Origin of the sequence: Variovorax sp. LG9.2 (assembly GCF_035018885.1) — a bacterium.
Lineage (GTDB): Bacteria > Pseudomonadota > Gammaproteobacteria > Burkholderiales > Burkholderiaceae_C > Variovorax.
Window position 1 is genome coordinate 1 of record NZ_JASJXB010000050.1, and the last position, 14,598, is coordinate 14,598.

The 14,598-nt window shown below is 61.3% G+C and carries 19 protein-coding genes and 2 pseudogenes; 9 read left to right on the forward strand and 12 right to left on the reverse strand.

Annotated elements, in window-relative coordinates; translation table 11 throughout:
- Positions 1-183 precede the first annotated feature (183 nt).
- The 3 genes from QN413_RS25705 to QN413_RS25715 are packed head-to-tail and all read right to left on the reverse strand — an operon-like array spanning position 184 to position 1,282.
- A complete protein-coding gene (locus QN413_RS25705) occupies positions 184-408 on the reverse strand; it encodes a BrnA antitoxin family protein (RefSeq protein WP_323499433.1) in 225 nt (74 codons plus the stop codon).
- Positions 409-433: 25 nt separating this feature from the next.
- On the reverse strand, positions 434-709 hold the full coding sequence (locus tag QN413_RS25710; protein WP_323499434.1) for a BrnT family toxin: 276 nt from the start codon (positions 707-709) through the stop codon (positions 434-436).
- A gap of 51 nt (positions 710-760) precedes the next feature.
- Positions 761-1,282 (reverse strand): hypothetical protein, encoded by a 522-nt coding sequence (locus tag QN413_RS25715; RefSeq protein ID WP_323499435.1) that lies wholly within the window; start codon positions 1,280-1,282, stop codon positions 761-763.
- 875 nt (positions 1,283-2,157) lie between these two features.
- On the opposite strand from QN413_RS25715, the gene QN413_RS25720 reads away from it, so the two are divergent.
- Positions 2,158-2,586 (forward strand): tripartite tricarboxylate transporter TctB family protein, encoded by a 429-nt coding sequence (locus tag QN413_RS25720; RefSeq protein ID WP_323499436.1) that lies wholly within the window; start codon positions 2,158-2,160, stop codon positions 2,584-2,586.
- A 1-nt stretch (position 2,587) separates the two neighbouring features.
- Positions 2,588-4,119, forward strand: a pseudogene (locus QN413_RS25725) (tripartite tricarboxylate transporter permease).
- A 45-nt stretch (positions 4,120-4,164) separates the two neighbouring features.
- On the opposite strand, the gene QN413_RS25730 reads toward QN413_RS25725, so the two are convergent.
- Both QN413_RS25730 and QN413_RS25735 read right to left on the reverse strand, forming a co-directional pair.
- A complete protein-coding gene (locus QN413_RS25730) occupies positions 4,165-4,662 on the reverse strand; it encodes a hypothetical protein (protein WP_323499437.1) in 498 nt (165 codons plus the stop codon).
- Between the two features lie 155 nt (positions 4,663-4,817).
- The gene (locus tag QN413_RS25735; protein ID WP_323499438.1) at positions 4,818-5,591 is read right to left on the reverse strand and encodes a helix-turn-helix transcriptional regulator; all 774 of its coding nucleotides are present in this window, start codon (positions 5,589-5,591) and stop codon (positions 4,818-4,820) included.
- Between the two features lie 73 nt (positions 5,592-5,664).
- Between QN413_RS25735 and QN413_RS25740 the strand changes: the two genes are divergently transcribed.
- Genes QN413_RS25740 through QN413_RS25750 form a run of 3 tightly spaced genes read left to right on the forward strand, consistent with a single transcriptional unit; the run spans position 5,665 to position 8,590 of the window.
- Positions 5,665-7,365: an FAD-dependent monooxygenase gene (locus QN413_RS25740; protein WP_323499439.1), complete on the forward strand. Its 1,701-nt coding sequence runs from the start codon at positions 5,665-5,667 to the stop codon at positions 7,363-7,365.
- Complete coding sequence (locus QN413_RS25745; RefSeq protein ID WP_323499440.1) at positions 7,362-7,607, forward strand: hypothetical protein; 246 nt, start codon at positions 7,362-7,364, stop codon at positions 7,605-7,607. Before QN413_RS25740 ends, QN413_RS25745 begins: the two co-directional genes overlap by 4 nt.
- Positions 7,608-7,612: 5 nt before the next feature.
- The gene (locus QN413_RS25750) at positions 7,613-8,590 is read left to right on the forward strand and encodes a tripartite tricarboxylate transporter substrate binding protein (protein WP_323499441.1); all 978 of its coding nucleotides are present in this window, start codon (positions 7,613-7,615) and stop codon (positions 8,588-8,590) included.
- A gap of 69 nt (positions 8,591-8,659) precedes the next feature.
- Here QN413_RS25750 and QN413_RS25755 read toward each other — a convergent pair.
- From QN413_RS25755 to QN413_RS25765, 3 genes and pseudogenes are all read right to left on the reverse strand, one after another.
- A pseudogene (locus tag QN413_RS25755) lies at positions 8,660-9,556 on the reverse strand (NAD(P)-dependent alcohol dehydrogenase); the annotation flags it as partial.
- Between the two features lie 314 nt (positions 9,557-9,870).
- Positions 9,871-10,554, reverse strand: coding sequence for an SDR family oxidoreductase (locus QN413_RS25760; RefSeq protein WP_323499442.1), 684 nt, complete (start codon positions 10,552-10,554; stop codon positions 9,871-9,873).
- Positions 10,555-10,659: 105 nt separating this feature from the next.
- On the reverse strand, positions 10,660-10,839 hold the full coding sequence (locus QN413_RS25765) for a hypothetical protein (RefSeq protein WP_323499451.1): 180 nt from the start codon (positions 10,837-10,839) through the stop codon (positions 10,660-10,662).
- A gap of 334 nt (positions 10,840-11,173) precedes the next feature.
- On the opposite strand from QN413_RS25765, the gene QN413_RS25770 reads away from it, so the two are divergent.
- The 3 genes from QN413_RS25770 (at position 11,174) to QN413_RS25780 (ending at position 12,514) form a co-directional block, all read left to right on the forward strand.
- The gene (locus tag QN413_RS25770; RefSeq protein ID WP_323499443.1) at positions 11,174-11,539 is read left to right on the forward strand and encodes a winged helix-turn-helix domain-containing protein; all 366 of its coding nucleotides are present in this window, start codon (positions 11,174-11,176) and stop codon (positions 11,537-11,539) included.
- 4 nt (positions 11,540-11,543) lie between these two features.
- On the forward strand, positions 11,544-12,098 hold the full coding sequence (locus QN413_RS25775; RefSeq protein ID WP_323499444.1) for a hypothetical protein: 555 nt from the start codon (positions 11,544-11,546) through the stop codon (positions 12,096-12,098).
- Positions 12,099-12,292: 194 nt separating this feature from the next.
- Positions 12,293-12,514 (forward strand): hypothetical protein, encoded by a 222-nt coding sequence (locus tag QN413_RS25780; RefSeq protein ID WP_323499445.1) that lies wholly within the window; start codon positions 12,293-12,295, stop codon positions 12,512-12,514.
- Between the two features lie 250 nt (positions 12,515-12,764).
- Here the strand turns inward: QN413_RS25780 and QN413_RS25785 are convergent, their stop codons facing one another.
- The 3 genes from QN413_RS25785 to QN413_RS25795 all read right to left on the reverse strand — a co-directional run bounded on the left by QN413_RS25785 (position 12,765) and on the right by QN413_RS25795 (position 13,698).
- Positions 12,765-12,932: a hypothetical protein gene (locus QN413_RS25785; RefSeq protein WP_323499446.1), complete on the reverse strand. Its 168-nt coding sequence runs from the start codon at positions 12,930-12,932 to the stop codon at positions 12,765-12,767.
- 317 nt (positions 12,933-13,249) lie between these two features.
- Positions 13,250-13,438, reverse strand: coding sequence for a hypothetical protein (locus tag QN413_RS25790; protein ID WP_323499447.1), 189 nt, complete (start codon positions 13,436-13,438; stop codon positions 13,250-13,252).
- Entirely contained in the window at positions 13,435-13,698 is a 264-nt protein-coding gene (locus tag QN413_RS25795) for a hypothetical protein (protein ID WP_323499448.1), read from the reverse strand. Before QN413_RS25795 ends, QN413_RS25790 begins: the two co-directional genes overlap by 4 nt.
- 81 nt (positions 13,699-13,779) lie before the next feature.
- Between QN413_RS25795 and QN413_RS25800 the strand changes: the two genes are divergently transcribed.
- A complete protein-coding gene (locus QN413_RS25800) occupies positions 13,780-14,148 on the forward strand; it encodes a winged helix-turn-helix domain-containing protein (protein ID WP_323499449.1) in 369 nt (122 codons plus the stop codon).
- Between the two features lie 335 nt (positions 14,149-14,483).
- On the opposite strand, the gene QN413_RS25805 is transcribed toward QN413_RS25800, so the two are convergent.
- The coding region (locus tag QN413_RS25805; RefSeq protein ID WP_323499450.1) for an IS3 family transposase at positions 14,484-14,598 on the reverse strand (115 nt) is incomplete at its 5' end.

A 14,598-nucleotide genomic window follows, 5' to 3' on the forward strand; every position in this document is an offset into this window, starting at 1 on the left:
TGCTTGAATTCGAGCGTGTAGCGCGCTCTCGTCGTCTTCGTCATCTGCGTTCTCCTTGTCTGAATTGAAACACTCAGAAAGGGGTACGTTTTTCGAGGGCAAAGTCAATATGAAACGCGGCGTTCGACTGGCAGACAGATGCCAGGGTATGCCCGCGAATCATTCAAGCCGGCTCTAAAGTGATTACCTACGCGAGTGCTGCGCGACGTAGTCTTTCAGCGCGCCGTCCATACGAGACTGCCAGCCTTCGCCGGTTGCACGAAAGAAGTCCACGACCTCTCTGCTGTACCGCACCGACAAGAGCACCTTGTTCGATGCCGAGCGCGGGCGCCCGCCACGGTTGACCGTGGCACGCACCAGCATGTCGTCTGTCAGCGCAGGCAGCTCGTCGTATTCCGATGCACTCACTTGGTGGGCATCCACCTTCGCGAGGTCAGAGCCCAAACTGCGGACCGATGCGCGCTTGCTCGCGTTCATTGGCTTTCCTCATACTGAAGATGTGGCGATCCGCGCCACGCGGGGTGTAGCCGACCACTACCATGCGCCCAGCCAGCAGGCCAAAGCAGATGATGCGGATCTCGCCATAGTCTTTGCGGTCGTCTTCCACCTCAAGGGTGTCGCCCTCGAACACAAAGGCAGCATCGGCAAAATCTAGACCCCGCTCTGCGAGCGTCCAGGCTCGCTTGGCGGGATCAAAGGTCACTTGCATACGTTATTGTAGCTACAATAACTGGCATGCATGAACCCTCACGGACTCTATTTAATTTGGAGTCTGCTCGAAGTCCTTGGCTGCGTGCCATGGCTTCGCTGCATTCAACACGCCACGTACGGATTCGATGCCACCGATGAGCATGCGCGGACGGGATCGCGGCACCTCGGTGTCACGTCGCTTGACCCAATGCGCCGCGGGAAAGGCCTGCTGCGGCCATTCGGACTTCGGAATGACCACCGCATCGATTTCGCACGCGAAGGCGGCCTCCCGATCCGCGAGATGGTGCGACGAATCCGGCACATTGACGCGCATGGCAAACATACCGGTCAGCCCTGCCTCGCGCACCTGCCGCATGGTCTCAAGCACGGTCATGTCCGCCTGCTTGAGGGTGGCGCTCGACACGATCTGCTGCGTTTGTCCCTTCACCGCCGCGACTCGGGCTCCAGCCCTGTCCACCTGTGCCGTGGCCTGGATCGGCGCAGCGGCGCGCACGACCAACGCGTTGTGCGACCACCCGGCTGACGGCGCCACACCCTGGCACATGTGCCCCGACAGATGCCGTGCCGGCACCGATCTCCGCCAGCCACCATGCCGGCTTCAGCTCAAAGGGCAGCGAGCAGCCGGTCCGTGCTTTCTCCTGCACGTCCCGACAAGGCAAGCGCCGCGAGCAGGCCGTTGGCCAAACTCCCAATGCACCAGCGCCGCATCGAACGCAGTTCAACCATGAATGCTCCGAGGAATACGCTGGGTCAGCCCGAAGCGTCGATTTAGGGGAAGCGGCGTGCATCGTTTGCGCTGCCGCTCCGTTGGGGATCAGCGAAACGGTGTCATCACTTGTCATCCGTTGCTGTAGGTGACGCTACGGCCGCCACACGTGCCACCACAGGCGTGACGGCCTTGGCTGCCCTTGGCTTGATTTGCAATGGTACGGCTGTGAGGGCCTCACCACCGGCGACCCGGCTCGGGGATGCTTTCAGTTCGTCGCCCGGTTGCAAGCCGCCGATGGGCAGCTGCTCCAAGTCGGAGCACACATTCTCGAGATGCCCGCAGAGGAATGGGCGTCAGGCGCTCGACCATCAACTCGCAGCAGTTGGATTCGATGCGCCCATGCTCTTACCTGGAGTGATTCGAGTGAGCAACTGCACTCGCCGCGCGCTTGTTCTCGAACTAATTTGCCCAAGACATCGCAGCAAAAAGGAGACCAAGCAAACTGTCGACATAGTGCGCAGTCTCGACCCCGCAAACCCCTGGCGCGGGTCCGACTCGGCTTCCGCATACGGATTTACCCTGTGAGTGATAACACGTAATCTTGCGCCAGCCTGTGCCAATAAAAGCAGATTGAAAGTCGAAATTTCTAGCATCCGCTCTAACAACACGGAGATACGGATGAGGAATCACCAATTAACGGCATCGCCACGCGCACAAATTACTGGAGGCGCACGGCCATGAACCTGAGCAACCGCAACTTCGTCAGAGGGCTCGTTCTCATGGCGATCGCCCTGCTATTCGGCACAGTGGCGACCCGCTATTCAATCGGGCAGCTCAGCAGGTCGGGACAGGGCCTTTTCCCATTCATGGTGAGTGGATTCCTGTTCGGCATCGGCCTGACGGTCACCGTACAGGCGTACTTCCTGGCGCCGGCGCCGCTGAGCTACAACGTCAGGAATATCGCCATCATTTTGGCGAGCCTGGTGGGTTTCGCGGTGATCTCGGCCTACCTGAACATGATCCTGGGAATCATCTTTCTGGTGTTCTGCTCGACATTGGCCGGCACCTCTTACTCCTTGGTACGCAACCTTAAGATCTCGGTGGGCCTGTTGGCCATTGCGTTCGCGTTCAAAAACTTCCTCGGCCTGAGCCTGCCGCTGTACTGACATGGAAGTCCTTCACAATCTCGCGTTCGGTTTTGAACACGCGCTGACCATCCAGAACCTTTTCTACTGCGCCCTTGGGTGCACTGTCGGCACGCTGGTGGGACTGCTGCCCGGCCTGGGGCCACTGTCGACCATCAGCCTCTTGCTGCCACTGACCTACTCGATCCCCACCGGGGGCGCGATTATCCTGCTGGCCGGCATTTATTACGGTGCGCAATACGGTGACAGCGTGAGCGCGATCACCATGAAAATCCCGCACGCCAGCAGCATCGTTGCGTGCATCGACGGCTAACAGATGACGCTGAAGGGCAAAACCGGGCTGGCGCTGTTCACCGCGGGCATTTCGAGCTTTATCGGGGGCACCGTGGCCATCGTGGTGCTGTCGACGATGGCGCCGGCGCTGGGCGAAGTGGGCTTCCTATTCGGTCCTGCGGATTACTGCGCCCTCATGCTGCTCGGCTTCTTCTGCGTAAGCTTCGTCAGCAGCGGCAGCAGCGGCAGCCTGCTCAACGGTCTGGCGATGGCCATGGTCGGCGTGCTGCTGGGGATGGTTGGCACGGACGTGAACAGCGGCGTGGCGCGCTACACGATGGACCTGCCGTTCCTGCAGGACGGCATCGGCCTCATCAGCATTGCATTGGGTTGTTTCGGCATCGCGGAGGTGGTCAAAAATCTCGACAACAAGAATGTTCTCACACCCTTCAACGGCAAGATCAAGCTGATGCCGACCTGGGCGGAGTTCAAACGGATCATTCCGAGTGCTCTGCGCGGCAGCGTGATCGGCTCGGTGCTGGGCATCCTGCCCGGCGGCGGCCCAACCATCGCCCAGTTCGCCGCATACGCGGCGGACAAGAAGCTGAGCAAGTACAAGCCCGAGATCGGCACCGGCTGCATCGACGGCGTGGCCGGCCAGGCCGCCGCAGACGAGGCGGCGACACGCACCAGTTTCATCCCGCTGATGGCCATCGGCATCCCGGAGAACCCCGTGATGGCGCTCATGATGGCGGCGTTCATCGTCAAGGGCATCCAGCCGGTCCCAACATGATCGCCAACCATCCGGATCTTTTCTGGGGACTGGTGGCCAGCATGTGGATCGGCAACTGCTTCCTGGTGGTGTTGAACGTGCCGCTGGTGCGCTACTGGCTGTCGGTCTTCAAGATCCCCTCCACGGTGCTCTTCCCTGCGATCCTGTTCTTCTGCTGCATCGGCACTTACAGAATCAACAACAGCCTCGACGACATCTACATCACGGCGGTCTTCGGCTTGGTCGGGTATCTGTTCCTGCGCCTGGACATGGAACCCGCGCCGCTGCTGCTGGGCTTTATTCTCGGACCCATGCTGGAGGAAAACTTCCGGCGCGCCATGCTGCTCAGCCGCGGGAGCTTCAGCGCCTTCGTAAACCGCCCGATCAGCGCGACGCTTCTGAGCGTGATCGGCGTTCTGGTGGTCTGGCAGTTCGTGGCGTTCTTCCGAGCCCGCCGCAAACAGCGCCCGGTGCTCGACCTCGAAAAGGAAGCCCCTGCGCCGGGATGACTCGCTGTTCAAGCCCGATGAAAATGAGGACATATACGGCTGCGGTCAGATGGTTCCGGCGTAGCCGCGGCGTTCGCTGACTTGCTGCAACGCTTCCCAGCCATCGCGGACTGGATCACTGAGCAAGTTCGTGCCAAGCGCATCGCTGGCGAGCAGACGTCTACCAGCGACGGCCTGCGCGCAAGGTTCCGGGGTTTGATGCACCTCCATACCGACTTTCTTCGCCAATGTAGGAAGGTGGGTCTCACTGCTGCCGACTATCCCTTCAACGCGCAACGCATGGGCATCCGGTCCCTGTCCAAGGTGGCGCGCGCGGAGTGCCTGCGCAGCTTCGCACGCGGCGCACGACTCGCCGGTGCCAGTCACCTCAAGGGCATGCCGGGCGATGTGTCTGCGCCTGCGGCGCGGCAGGCGCTTGAGGTTGGCGAATTCGATGGGCACTGCCTCGACGTCCGCCTGAATGTTGTCGTGCGCGACCCTCTGGGATTCGAGCCTTGCACGCCCGTTTGTCTGTCTGTCTGTCTGAGCAAGCTTCGAAGTCACCAGACTTACCCTCGCAAAAGCAAATTCGATACTTAGAAATCGTACAAAGCGATTTAGGTAGTTTGCGACTCCAAGCTGTTCGACCCTTGAAACGGTGGATGCTTGAGGGGGACGCCAGGTAGCTCGACTGAGCGGCGCAGCCTCTGCTTGCCCCCTCAGCCACGTCGGAGCAGTTCCTTCAATGTCCCGATGCGGAGTCGCCGAAAGGCCCGGTATTGGTACGTGCGTACCGTCGACACACCGACACCCAATGCCTCGGCGACTTCCCTTGCGGTGCGGCCGGTCTGCAGTTGGCCAATGACTTCTCTTTCTCGCTGGCTCAGCATCACAAGGCGCAACGGCTCGATGCAGGGTCCCGCGGCCCGCGCGGAAGATTCCGTGCTGCGCCCGTGGGCAGCAGCCGCACCCGCCAGCACGACGGCGTGCGCGCCGATGAGTGCGAAGTCCGCCGCGCTGAAGTGCGGCTGTGCCAAGCTGCGGTAGAAGCTGACCGCCGCGCGCTGCCCGGTCGGCATCAGCATCAGCACCGACACGCGCTCCTTGATCCCGACGTCTGTGTAGCAGGCAGCGCGGTACGCATCGTCGACCAGCTCGTCGGCACGGTGGTGGCCGATCCAGCGCTGCACTTGTCGTGGCAATGGGCGAGCGTTCAGCCAGAGCATGTGCGGATCGCACCGGTCGAAGCGCTCGGCGATGTATCGCGCCGCCGTGCGCTCGGCCGTCTGTCCGTAGCTGCTCGCGGCGGACACGGTTTCGAGCCGAGCCGACGCGCCCGCCGCGAAGATCGTACAAAAGGTAACCGGCAACACCCGCTGCATCGCGCCTAGGAAGCTGACCGCCAGGTGCGGCGTGCCGATGCCGCCCATGACGTCGGCCACGACGGTCGACGACAAGGGGTAGTCCGAAGGGGCGATGCGCCAGCGTCTCATTGGATCTCAGGGTAACTACGTCGTACGAAGTTACGACACTGCTGATGAATTGCCATCGGGACAATCCCGTCGCATGGACACTTCACCTTCCGCTCCAGTCGCTGCGATCGCCCCTTCGGTCGGCAGCTTTCGCCATGTTCGCCACGCGCCGCGAACTCCGGCGCTGTCCGGTGGGATCGAGCCCGGACGTCACCCGGTTCTCATCGCCGGCGGCGGGCCGGTCGGGATGGCACTGGCCCTCGGGCTGGCCAATCATGGCGTTCGCAGCGTGCTGCTGGAGGCCGACGACACCGTCTGCGTCGGCAGTCGCGCCATCTGCGTCTCGCGTCGCAGCCTGCAACTCATGGAACGGCTCGGGGCGCTTCCGGGTTTCCTTTCCAAGGGCTTGCCCTGGTCGGTCGGCCGCAGCTTCTACAAGACCGATGAAGTGTTCCGCTTCGAGATGCCCGCGGACCCGCGACAGACCCTACCGCCCATGGTCAACCTCGCGCAATACGACATCGAGCAAGTCCTGCTCGACGAGATCGAGCGGCGCAATGCCGTGCAGCCGGGCCTGATCGATCTTCGATGGGGCACGGAAGTGACGTCACTTGCACAGGATGCCGAGACCGTGGCGCTGACCGTACGCAACGCCGACGGCGAATACCGCCTGCAAGGGCTGTGGCTCGCAGCGTGCGACGGCGGGCAAAGCTTCGTGCGCAAGGCACTCGGACTGGCCCTCGAAGGCGAGGCCTACGAGGGACGCTACGTGATCATCGACATCGAAATGGCGAGCGATCATCCGACCGAGCGACGCGCCTGGTTCGACCCGCCGTGGCACCGCGGTGCCACCGTGCTGATGCATCGGCAGCCCGACGACATCTGGCGCATCGACTACCAGCTTCGCGCAGACCAGCGCACCGAAGACGCGCTGCAACCGCACGCAGTCGCTGAATTCGTTCAGCGCCATCTCGACGCCATTGGTGAAGGGCACCTGCCATGGAAAACCGTGTGGACTTCCGTCTACCGCGCCGGCGCGATGACGCTGGCCGACTACCGTCACGGGCGCATCCTGTTCGCGGGTAACGCCGCGCACGCACTGCCGATCTTCGGTGTGCGCGGGCTCAATTCCGGCTTCGACGACGCCGACAACCTGGCCTGGAAGCTGGCCTACGTGATCGAACGGCGGGCCGGCGATGCGCTGCTCGACAACTACTCGCAGGAGCGCATCGCTGCTTTCCGGATCAACGCCGAAAGCGCGATGCGAAGCACCGAATTCATGTCGCCGCCATCGCGCGGCTTCGACCTGATGCGTGAAGCGGCGTTGTCGCTGGCCGGCGAGCACGCGGGCATCGCGCAGTTGGTGAACCCGCGGCAAACCGAGGCCGTGCGCTACGCGGACTCGGCTTTGTCGAGCGATGGCGATCTGCTTGCCGCCGGGCCGCTTGCCGGCGAAGCCATGCCCGGCTTCGCGTTCAAGGACGGTCATCTCGCGCAAGGCGAAGCGGACGCTTTCATGCTGTGGATCTTTGCCCCGGAGGGTTCGCCCGACCCCCTGACGGAGGCCGAGATCGCGCACGAAAGAGACGCCTTCGGCATCGGCATTCCACTAACTACTCGACGAGTGCACGGAGCGGATGAGCGGCTGCTCTCAGCACTCGGTGCACAGCGCGGTGCGGCCTACCTGCTGCGGCCCGACGGGCATGTCGCGGCGCGCTGGCGCCGTGTCGATGCTGCGGCGCTGGCGGATGCGCTGAAGCGCGCTGTCGCGTCCGGCAAGGACATCCACGCATGAACGAGCTCCAACCCGAATGCCGCGATCGCCTCTACGCCGCATGCGCACGGGCCGTGACCGAAGCCTCGCCCGAGCGCGAGTCGCTGTTTCTCGCACGGCTCGCGCTCTTGCTCTTCGAGCAGGTCGGCGATGAAGACCGCTGCCGCAAGGCCATCGCCGATGCGCTGCAAGGCCTGCCCGTACCATCGTTGTCCGCCGTCCACACCATCGCACCCCTCTCCACCCGCCCCGAAGAACATTGAAACTCATGGACCGCCGAACCCTTCTCGCCACCCTTGCATCGAGCGCCGCCCTCGCCGCCGCACCTTTCGCGCGCGCGCAATCGAACTACCCCGACCAGCTCGTCAAGTGGATCGTGCCGTATCCGGCCGGTGGCGGCACCGACGTCATCGCGCGCACGCTTGCCGAATCGATGCGGGTCACGCTCGGCCAGCCGATCGTGATCGACAACCGTCCGGGCGCAGCCACCAACATCGGCGCCGACCTGGTCGCCAAAAGCAGGCCCGACGGTTACACCATCATGTCGGCTGATAACGCCGTGCTGGCTTTCAACGAGCACCTCTTCGGGCGCTTGCCTTTCAATCCGCAAAAGGACTTCACCTACATCGGCGCGATTGGCAAGTTCCCGCTGGCGCTGGTCGTTCACCCCGACTTTCCAGCCAAGGACTTCAAGGCGTTTGTCGCTTACGTCAAGGCGAACCCCGGCAAAGTCAACTACGCCTCGCCGGGCAACGGTTCTCCGCATCACCTCGCGATGGAGATGTTCAAGAACCGCACCGGTACATTTATCACGCACATCCCCTACCGCGGTGCGGCGCCCGCGATGTCCGATGTGATGGGAGGCCAGGTGCCTTGCATGTTCCTGGACCTTGCGTCCGGACTGCAGATCATGCAAAGCGGCAAGGTGCGCGTGCTGGCAATCGGTTCAGCCACGCGCAGCAAGCTCCTGCCCAACGTCCCGACGCTGACCGAAGTCGGCGTGCGCGACAGCGAGGTCTTCGCGTTCCAGGGGTTGCTCGGACCCGCGGGCCTACCCGCCAACGTGGTTGCGAAACTCAATGGCGACCTCAACAAGTCCTTTGGTACTGCTGCCGTTCAAAAGCGCTTTGCCGACATCGGCATGGATGCGATACCCGGGACCCCGGAGCAGTTCTTCGAGATGGCGCGCGCGGAAGCCGAGCGATGGGGACTGGTGATCAAAGCGACCGGGGTCAAGCTGGATTGAGGTCTGGACTCGGCGAGGGGAAGCAAGGACGGCGGGTACAGCGGATGCAACACCAACCTTTACCTCACTCGTTCCAGTCGTATTAAAGATGTTGCGCAAAACAGGCGTGACCATGTCGATGCTCGGAATCTCGATCTTTCCGCCATAGCCGACGATGTAGTAGCTCCCCGCGTTGCGGGTCATGGCCAGGCCCTTGGCAATGGCGTCGCCTTCGCCGACAAAGTCAATCACGGCCTCGGCACCTTTGCCCTTGGTGAGTTCGAGCACACGCTCGACCTCGTTGCCGTCGGCCTTGACGGTGTGATGCGCACCGCATTCCTTGGCCAGCGCCAACGTCGCGTCGGTTCGGTCGATCACGATGATTTCCGCAGCGCACAGTGCGGCCAGCACCTGGATGCCGATGTGCCCGAGCCCGCCGGCACCGATGACCACCGCGTACTCGCCCGGCAGCAGATGGCGCGACGCCTTCTTGGCCGCGCGGTACGCCGTCAGCCCGGCATCGGTGTAGGGCGCGACATCCTTCGGCGCCAGCGACTTGGGCAGCTTGATGAGCGAGCGCTCGCCGGTGAGCAGGTACTCGGCATAACCGCCATCGGCATTGATGCCGGGAAAACTGCTCTCCTCGGCATGCGTGTCGATGCCGCGGCGGCAGGCCAGGCAGTGACCATTGGTTACCAGCGGATGGCAGATGACGGCGTCGCCGACCTTCACGCCGGTGACGGCCGAGCCCACGGCTTCGACCCAGCCCGCGTTCTCGTGACCCATGATGTAGGGCAGCTTCACATCGACTTGATGGCGCCAGATGCCTTCCACCACATGCAGGTCGGTGCGGCACACACCGGCGCCACCGATGCGCACGATGACATCGGTCGGACGCTGTATCTTCGGATCGGGCACGTCTTCGTACTGGACGAATTCGTTGCTGCTGAGGTTCTCGTCGTACTGATGCAGGACTGCGGCTTTCATCGGGTCTTCTCCATGCGGGGTATGAGTCCATCGGACAGATTCACGCGTGGCACTCCGCCACGCTCCCCCTGCTTCAGCAACGGCTGTGCCACGCCGCGACTGCACCGCAAGGCGTTGATTTACAAAGGGAAAGTGACGATGTACAAGGTTTTCCCGCAGCCTGGGAAAACGCGCGGTTGTCGCGCGATCGGTCGCTCAGAGCGGTGCGTTGCGCTTTGGGACGTCGCGATTCGCTACAGCGTTTTCCCTGCGTTGCGCATCACGGCGGCACGGGTGGTGCTGTCGGATTCGTGATCGATCCGACCGCCAAACCGTCAGCGAATCGCCCAACCTCCGGCAACGGGAAAGACCTGTCCCACGAAGCACGCTGCCGCTTTGCTGCACAGGTAAGCGGCGAACTCGGCGTCCTCCCTCGCGCTGACGAGTCTGCCCAGCGGCACCTCCCGCTTCATGAACTCCTGAAAGCGTGGCTTGGCCTGGACCTCGACCGGGTAGTACGTCGGGTTTTCCACGAAATTCTGGGCAATTGCGTTGATCTGCACGTTGTGCTGAGCAGCCTCGAGGGCCGCACTCAGGACGTACCCGATCTGGGCCGCGCGGGCCGCGCCGTACGTTGCCGTGCGGCGCATTCCTCGCAAGGCCGTCGCGCTGCCCATGACCAGAATGCGTCCCGACTTGCGCTCGATCATCGAAGGCAGCACGGCCCGCACCAGCCGCGGCAGCGGATCGACCAGCGCTGCAAAGGTGGAGCGCCATTCGTCGTCGCTGATGGAAACCGCTTCGGTGGACGGTGCCGGAACGGCAAGATTCGCGATCAACACATCGACGCGTCCGGCGGCCGTGACGACCGCGGCGGGCGCGGTCGGGTCGGTCAGCGATTCCCGACTCGCGATGACGTCCGCACCGTGCTCGGCCAGGACTTCGCACAACGTCGGCCCCATGAAGTCGTCCGCCTGCGTTATCAGGATCCGCAAACCGCCAAGCAGGGTGTCGGGCATCTTTTTCTTTACGAAACAGATTGATGAGCGTGATTGTCGGCGCCAGAGCGCGGCCCGATCCGGGAACAGGCGCCGCAGACCGACGGCCTCTCTGGGCCGTCGAGACTATGCCGCCTCTTGGATCGAATCGGGCCGTGCGGCGGGCACCACGTTGAAGCCGATGGTGTTGACGTCATCGACGCTGGTCTCGCTCACGATCCCGCCGTGCATGCGCGCGACGGCTTTCACGACGGCCAGGCCGAGGCCGTCCACCAAGATTGCCCATCGCTTCATCTGTCTGGCCATGGCCACCTCAAAACCAGCGATCGTTTCGCATGTTGTTGTCAGCGTGATCGTTCTGGCGGGCGCGTCCGGCTATTCGGGGTGCACAGCACGCAAAAGCTCTGGGTGATGCTCTTTCATAATTGGTCGACCTCCCGTCCTCAACCCTGTTCGGTGTTTCACAGTTCCCGTACAGGTAAGAATCGGAACGCCGGGCGCTGAGCTATCAAGACTCCGGCGAAGGGGTGGAAGCGAGGAAGGCCACAACCGCTCCACCGACAGATGGCCCCGTCAAAAACACGTCCGACCTCAATAATTGCTAAAGTGGAAACAGTTGCCGAATACGGCGTGGACACTCATGGCGAAAACTGATGCTCTATCGCAAAAATACCTGCGGTTCCTGAATTTGGTCAGCGCGATCAAGGGGTTGCCGACCTTTCCAGCCTTGGATGCAGTCGAAGAGCGTGTGCTGAACGGATTGGCCGCAACGTGGGCGACAGGTGCGAGGGTCACCGTTTTGGAGGCGATGGAACTGGGGGCAGACACGTCTCCGACCACCGTGCACCGCCGGTTGAAGACGTTGCGACAGAAAGGCCTGATCAAGTTTCGCGAGGATGAGGACGACAACCGCATCAAATACGTGATGCCGACAGACATGGCAACGACCTACTTTGCGAAGCTGGGCCAATGTTTGGATATGGCCACACGCGCCCGGACAACTTAGCCTTATGTGGCAGGGGACGGCGTTGCTACGGATTTCCGCCACAGCGGCCGCTTGGATACTGCTGTTTCGCCTCAACAGTTGGGTTTTCGGTCACTTCCACTGGACACCATTCGTTATCGATTGGATTTTTCTGCCAGCAGCTGTCCGTTTGCTCGGCGTGATGCTGTTAGGACGACAGGGGGCGATGGGCCTGTGGGTTGGAACCCTCATCACAAATGGGCCCATGTTCGGTGGCAACGCGCTCGAGTCGATTGCTGTCGCCACGCTCTCCGCGACAGGGCCATTGGTCGCGGTCTATCTCACGATGCGGTGGTTGAAAGTGGGACTCAATCTTCAAGGCCTCACGACGGCGCAGCTTACCGTCTTCGCGGTGGTAGGTGCCCTCTGCAATGTGATTCCGCACAACGTGTTCTTCTGGCTTGTGGGCATCACCTCCAATCTTTTCATCGGGCTGATCCCCATGTTTGTGGGAGATCTGCTGGGCACTGTGATCGTGCTTTACGCGTTGCGCGCCGCGCTGCTGATATTCGAGCGATTCATGCGATCTCCCACAGTGTGAATGCAAACAACAAGACCAGCTCGAATTCAGTTTTTTGCTTGCCAGAATGACATGTAATACTTGGGCGTCGGCCCTGAGGGGTGCGCATGTTGCGCAGGGAAAAACGGTATTCGCGGATTCAAAGATTTCTGAACGTGCAGCCAAGTGCGCGGGCGTAGCAAGCGTGAATTCAACAGTCGAGACAGGAAACTTGCATGTCAGAACTCATGTTGATTGTGGTCGTTGTTTCTAGCATTTGGGTTCTCGTAGACGCTAAAACAATCGGCGTGAAGAAAGGCCAAATTCAAGGTCTTGGAAATCTTGGCGCGTGGGGCCGGCTTTTCCTCTGCTTGCTGTTCTGGGTCGTGGGCTTCCCGTACAACCTCGCCAAACGATCATCCTTTAAGCGAATCGACAGCCAGCTCATAGGCGGCTAAATTTTCCGTCCTTGATCGCGACGAAACTGCCTGGGACTATCACGTCCCGCTGGATATGCGAGAACCGGTCGACGGTCTCAGCTTTACGCCGAAGCTTGACTCAGATGCAGTTGAACTCATTGATTGTTTGCCCATCATCGTAGAAGTTTCTTTGACTTGTTTCGAACCACTTGAAAATTGGGATCAGCTTCATGCCCGTTGCGGCCCAATCTCGATCTCACCCATTCGTCGGGACGACGCCCCGCTGTTTTCAGTCTTTGAGTTCGTGCCTGGTATCAACTGGGTCTACCTGCAGGCAGGTGTTAGGCTGCGGTGCATGTTGAGGTTCGGGGAGGCCGGCGCCCTTGGCCTGCTTATAGTGTCTTAGCTGGTGAGCTTTTTCTACTTTTTCACGGACGACCTTCGAGCGCGCCTTCATGGGCGGCCTTCTGCCCACAGCGGCCCCCTACTTGGTGTATCGCCTCGCCCAGCGTCTGTTCGGACCGCAGGCTTCACTGATGAACCTAACGCCAGGGCAGTTGTTTGGTTGAATGGTCGCCTTCGCCGTGGCAAGCCCCCTGCCATATCATCTTTAGCTCAACGCCCACGGCAAGAGCGGCCACCTCCTGAGCGGATTTCCAATCATGGCCTTCGGCGATTTCACGGGAACCGTAGTCGTGATCTACATGCTGAAACTGTTGCTTGCGATCGTTCCAGTGGAACGCCGCTAGCCCGGTTGTCAGAACCCCTTCTGCGTCAGCACTTGATCGTATGCAGTCGATCGATCTCGGCTTCCCAACAGGCCAGGGCAACCTGCAAGTCACGCTCGGTGGGCTGCGGATTTGATGCCGTCGATAGCAATACGCGCGTTGGTCGCGCAGGAACCGGGATCTTTAGCAGCCTGAGCACGATCAGCTTGTGCCCAGTGGGCAGTTGTTCAGTCATCGCTCGGCGCTCGGTTCGTACGGCCTGGCGGCCTTTGGAGGTTGCGCGTCGATGTAGGTGCGGGCTCGTGTCACCAAGTCCGCGATGGCGGCCGAACCCTGAAGAGAACCACTGGGTAGCGCGATCTCATGCACGAATCCTTCATTCAAGTGCAGGTCGGCAACACCGCGCAACTTGCTTCCTGATGGGGTTGCGTCGAGCTTTACCGCGACAGTCCACCGTTTGTACTCGAACTGATAGTTGGGCCTGAATTTTTCCATCGGAGAGCGCCTCCACGCACCACAATTGCAGGCAGAATATAGTTGTTAAATTGGCAAGTAAATAGACCTGAAGAGGTGCATGTGACCAAACATGACGAACAATCCGAAGCTTTTCTCCGATTTTTGAAATTGGTGAGTGCGATCCGCGGGTTGCCCCGCCTGGATGCGCTGGAAGAACGCGTACTGAATGGTCTGGCGGCCACCTGGGCCACCGGCGCCAGCATCACGGTGCTTCTGGCCATGGCCCTGAGCCCGGACACGTCACCGACGACGGTGCATCGCCGGCTAAAGTCGCCGCGCAAGCTCGGGCTGATCGATCTTTTTGAAGACCACGAAGACACCCGCATTAAGTACATGGTGGCCACGGAGAGCGACAAGGCCTATTTCGCCAAGGTTAGCCAATGTACCGATAGGGCAACCACAGGCAGCGGACTTCTTCTATATGTTTGAACAACAAGCTACCCCTGCGGGCCTCGCCATGGAGCAGGCGCTACTCAAGCGATTTGGGTTTCACAGCATCGAATCCATGGTGCCACCGTTGGACGACTACCTACGCGTTCAGGAGAACGATGTTGTACGTCGCAGCGAGGATCGAAGGGAAATCTTTCTGGCTGTCTTCGGCGTGATACTGGTAGTTTGTGGGGGCGTCGCTCTCGCGTTTGTGACCAGGTAATTGGTCAAGAAACCATGCTGCGTCGGTCCAACCGGGTCTTCCTGAAGACCACCACGTGCTCCCAAGGCAGCGTCTCTGACCTTGCCCTGGAATCCGTACCCCATAGCCGAGTTCATGAGTTGGCTTGCTGTGGCTGATTGGCAAGCCAGTCCTGCTCGAACTGCATCGGGCTGACGTATGCCAGCGTAGAGTGCAGCCGGTCGCGGTTGTACCAGAGCAGCCAATCG

Excerpts from the sequence above, each read along its gene's own strand:
- QN413_RS25720 (WP_323499436.1), top strand. The coding sequence starts at position 2,158 with ATGAACCTGAGCAACCGCAACTTCGTCAGAGGGCTCGTTCTCATGGCG.
- QN413_RS25775 (WP_323499444.1), top strand. The coding sequence starts at position 11,544 with ATGTGGCAGGGGACGGCGTTGCTACGGATTTCCGCCACAGCGGCCGCT.
- QN413_RS25750 (WP_323499441.1), top strand. The coding sequence starts at position 7,613 with ATGGACCGCCGAACCCTTCTCGCCACCCTTGCATCGAGCGCCGCCCTC.
- QN413_RS25785 (WP_323499446.1), bottom strand. The coding sequence starts at position 12,932 with ATGAAGGCGCGCTCGAAGGTCGTCCGTGAAAAAGTAGAAAAAGCTCAC.
- QN413_RS25765 (WP_323499451.1), bottom strand. The coding sequence starts at position 10,839 with ATGGCCAGACAGATGAAGCGATGGGCAATCTTGGTGGACGGCCTCGGC.
- QN413_RS25795 (WP_323499448.1), bottom strand. The coding sequence starts at position 13,698 with ATGGAAAAATTCAGGCCCAACTATCAGTTCGAGTACAAACGGTGGACT.
- QN413_RS25770 (WP_323499443.1), top strand. The coding sequence starts at position 11,174 with ATGGCGAAAACTGATGCTCTATCGCAAAAATACCTGCGGTTCCTGAAT.
- QN413_RS25710 (WP_323499434.1), bottom strand. The coding sequence starts at position 709 with ATGCAAGTGACCTTTGATCCCGCCAAGCGAGCCTGGACGCTCGCAGAG.
- QN413_RS25735 (WP_323499438.1), bottom strand. The coding sequence starts at position 5,591 with ATGAGACGCTGGCGCATCGCCCCTTCGGACTACCCCTTGTCGTCGACC.
- QN413_RS25745 (WP_323499440.1), top strand. The coding sequence starts at position 7,362 with ATGAACGAGCTCCAACCCGAATGCCGCGATCGCCTCTACGCCGCATGC.
- QN413_RS25790 (WP_323499447.1), bottom strand. The coding sequence starts at position 13,438 with ATGACTGAACAACTGCCCACTGGGCACAAGCTGATCGTGCTCAGGCTG.
- QN413_RS25780 (WP_323499445.1), top strand. The coding sequence starts at position 12,293 with ATGTCAGAACTCATGTTGATTGTGGTCGTTGTTTCTAGCATTTGGGTT.
- QN413_RS25740 (WP_323499439.1), top strand. The coding sequence starts at position 5,665 with ATGGACACTTCACCTTCCGCTCCAGTCGCTGCGATCGCCCCTTCGGTC.
- QN413_RS25760 (WP_323499442.1), bottom strand. The coding sequence starts at position 10,554 with ATGCCCGACACCCTGCTTGGCGGTTTGCGGATCCTGATAACGCAGGCG.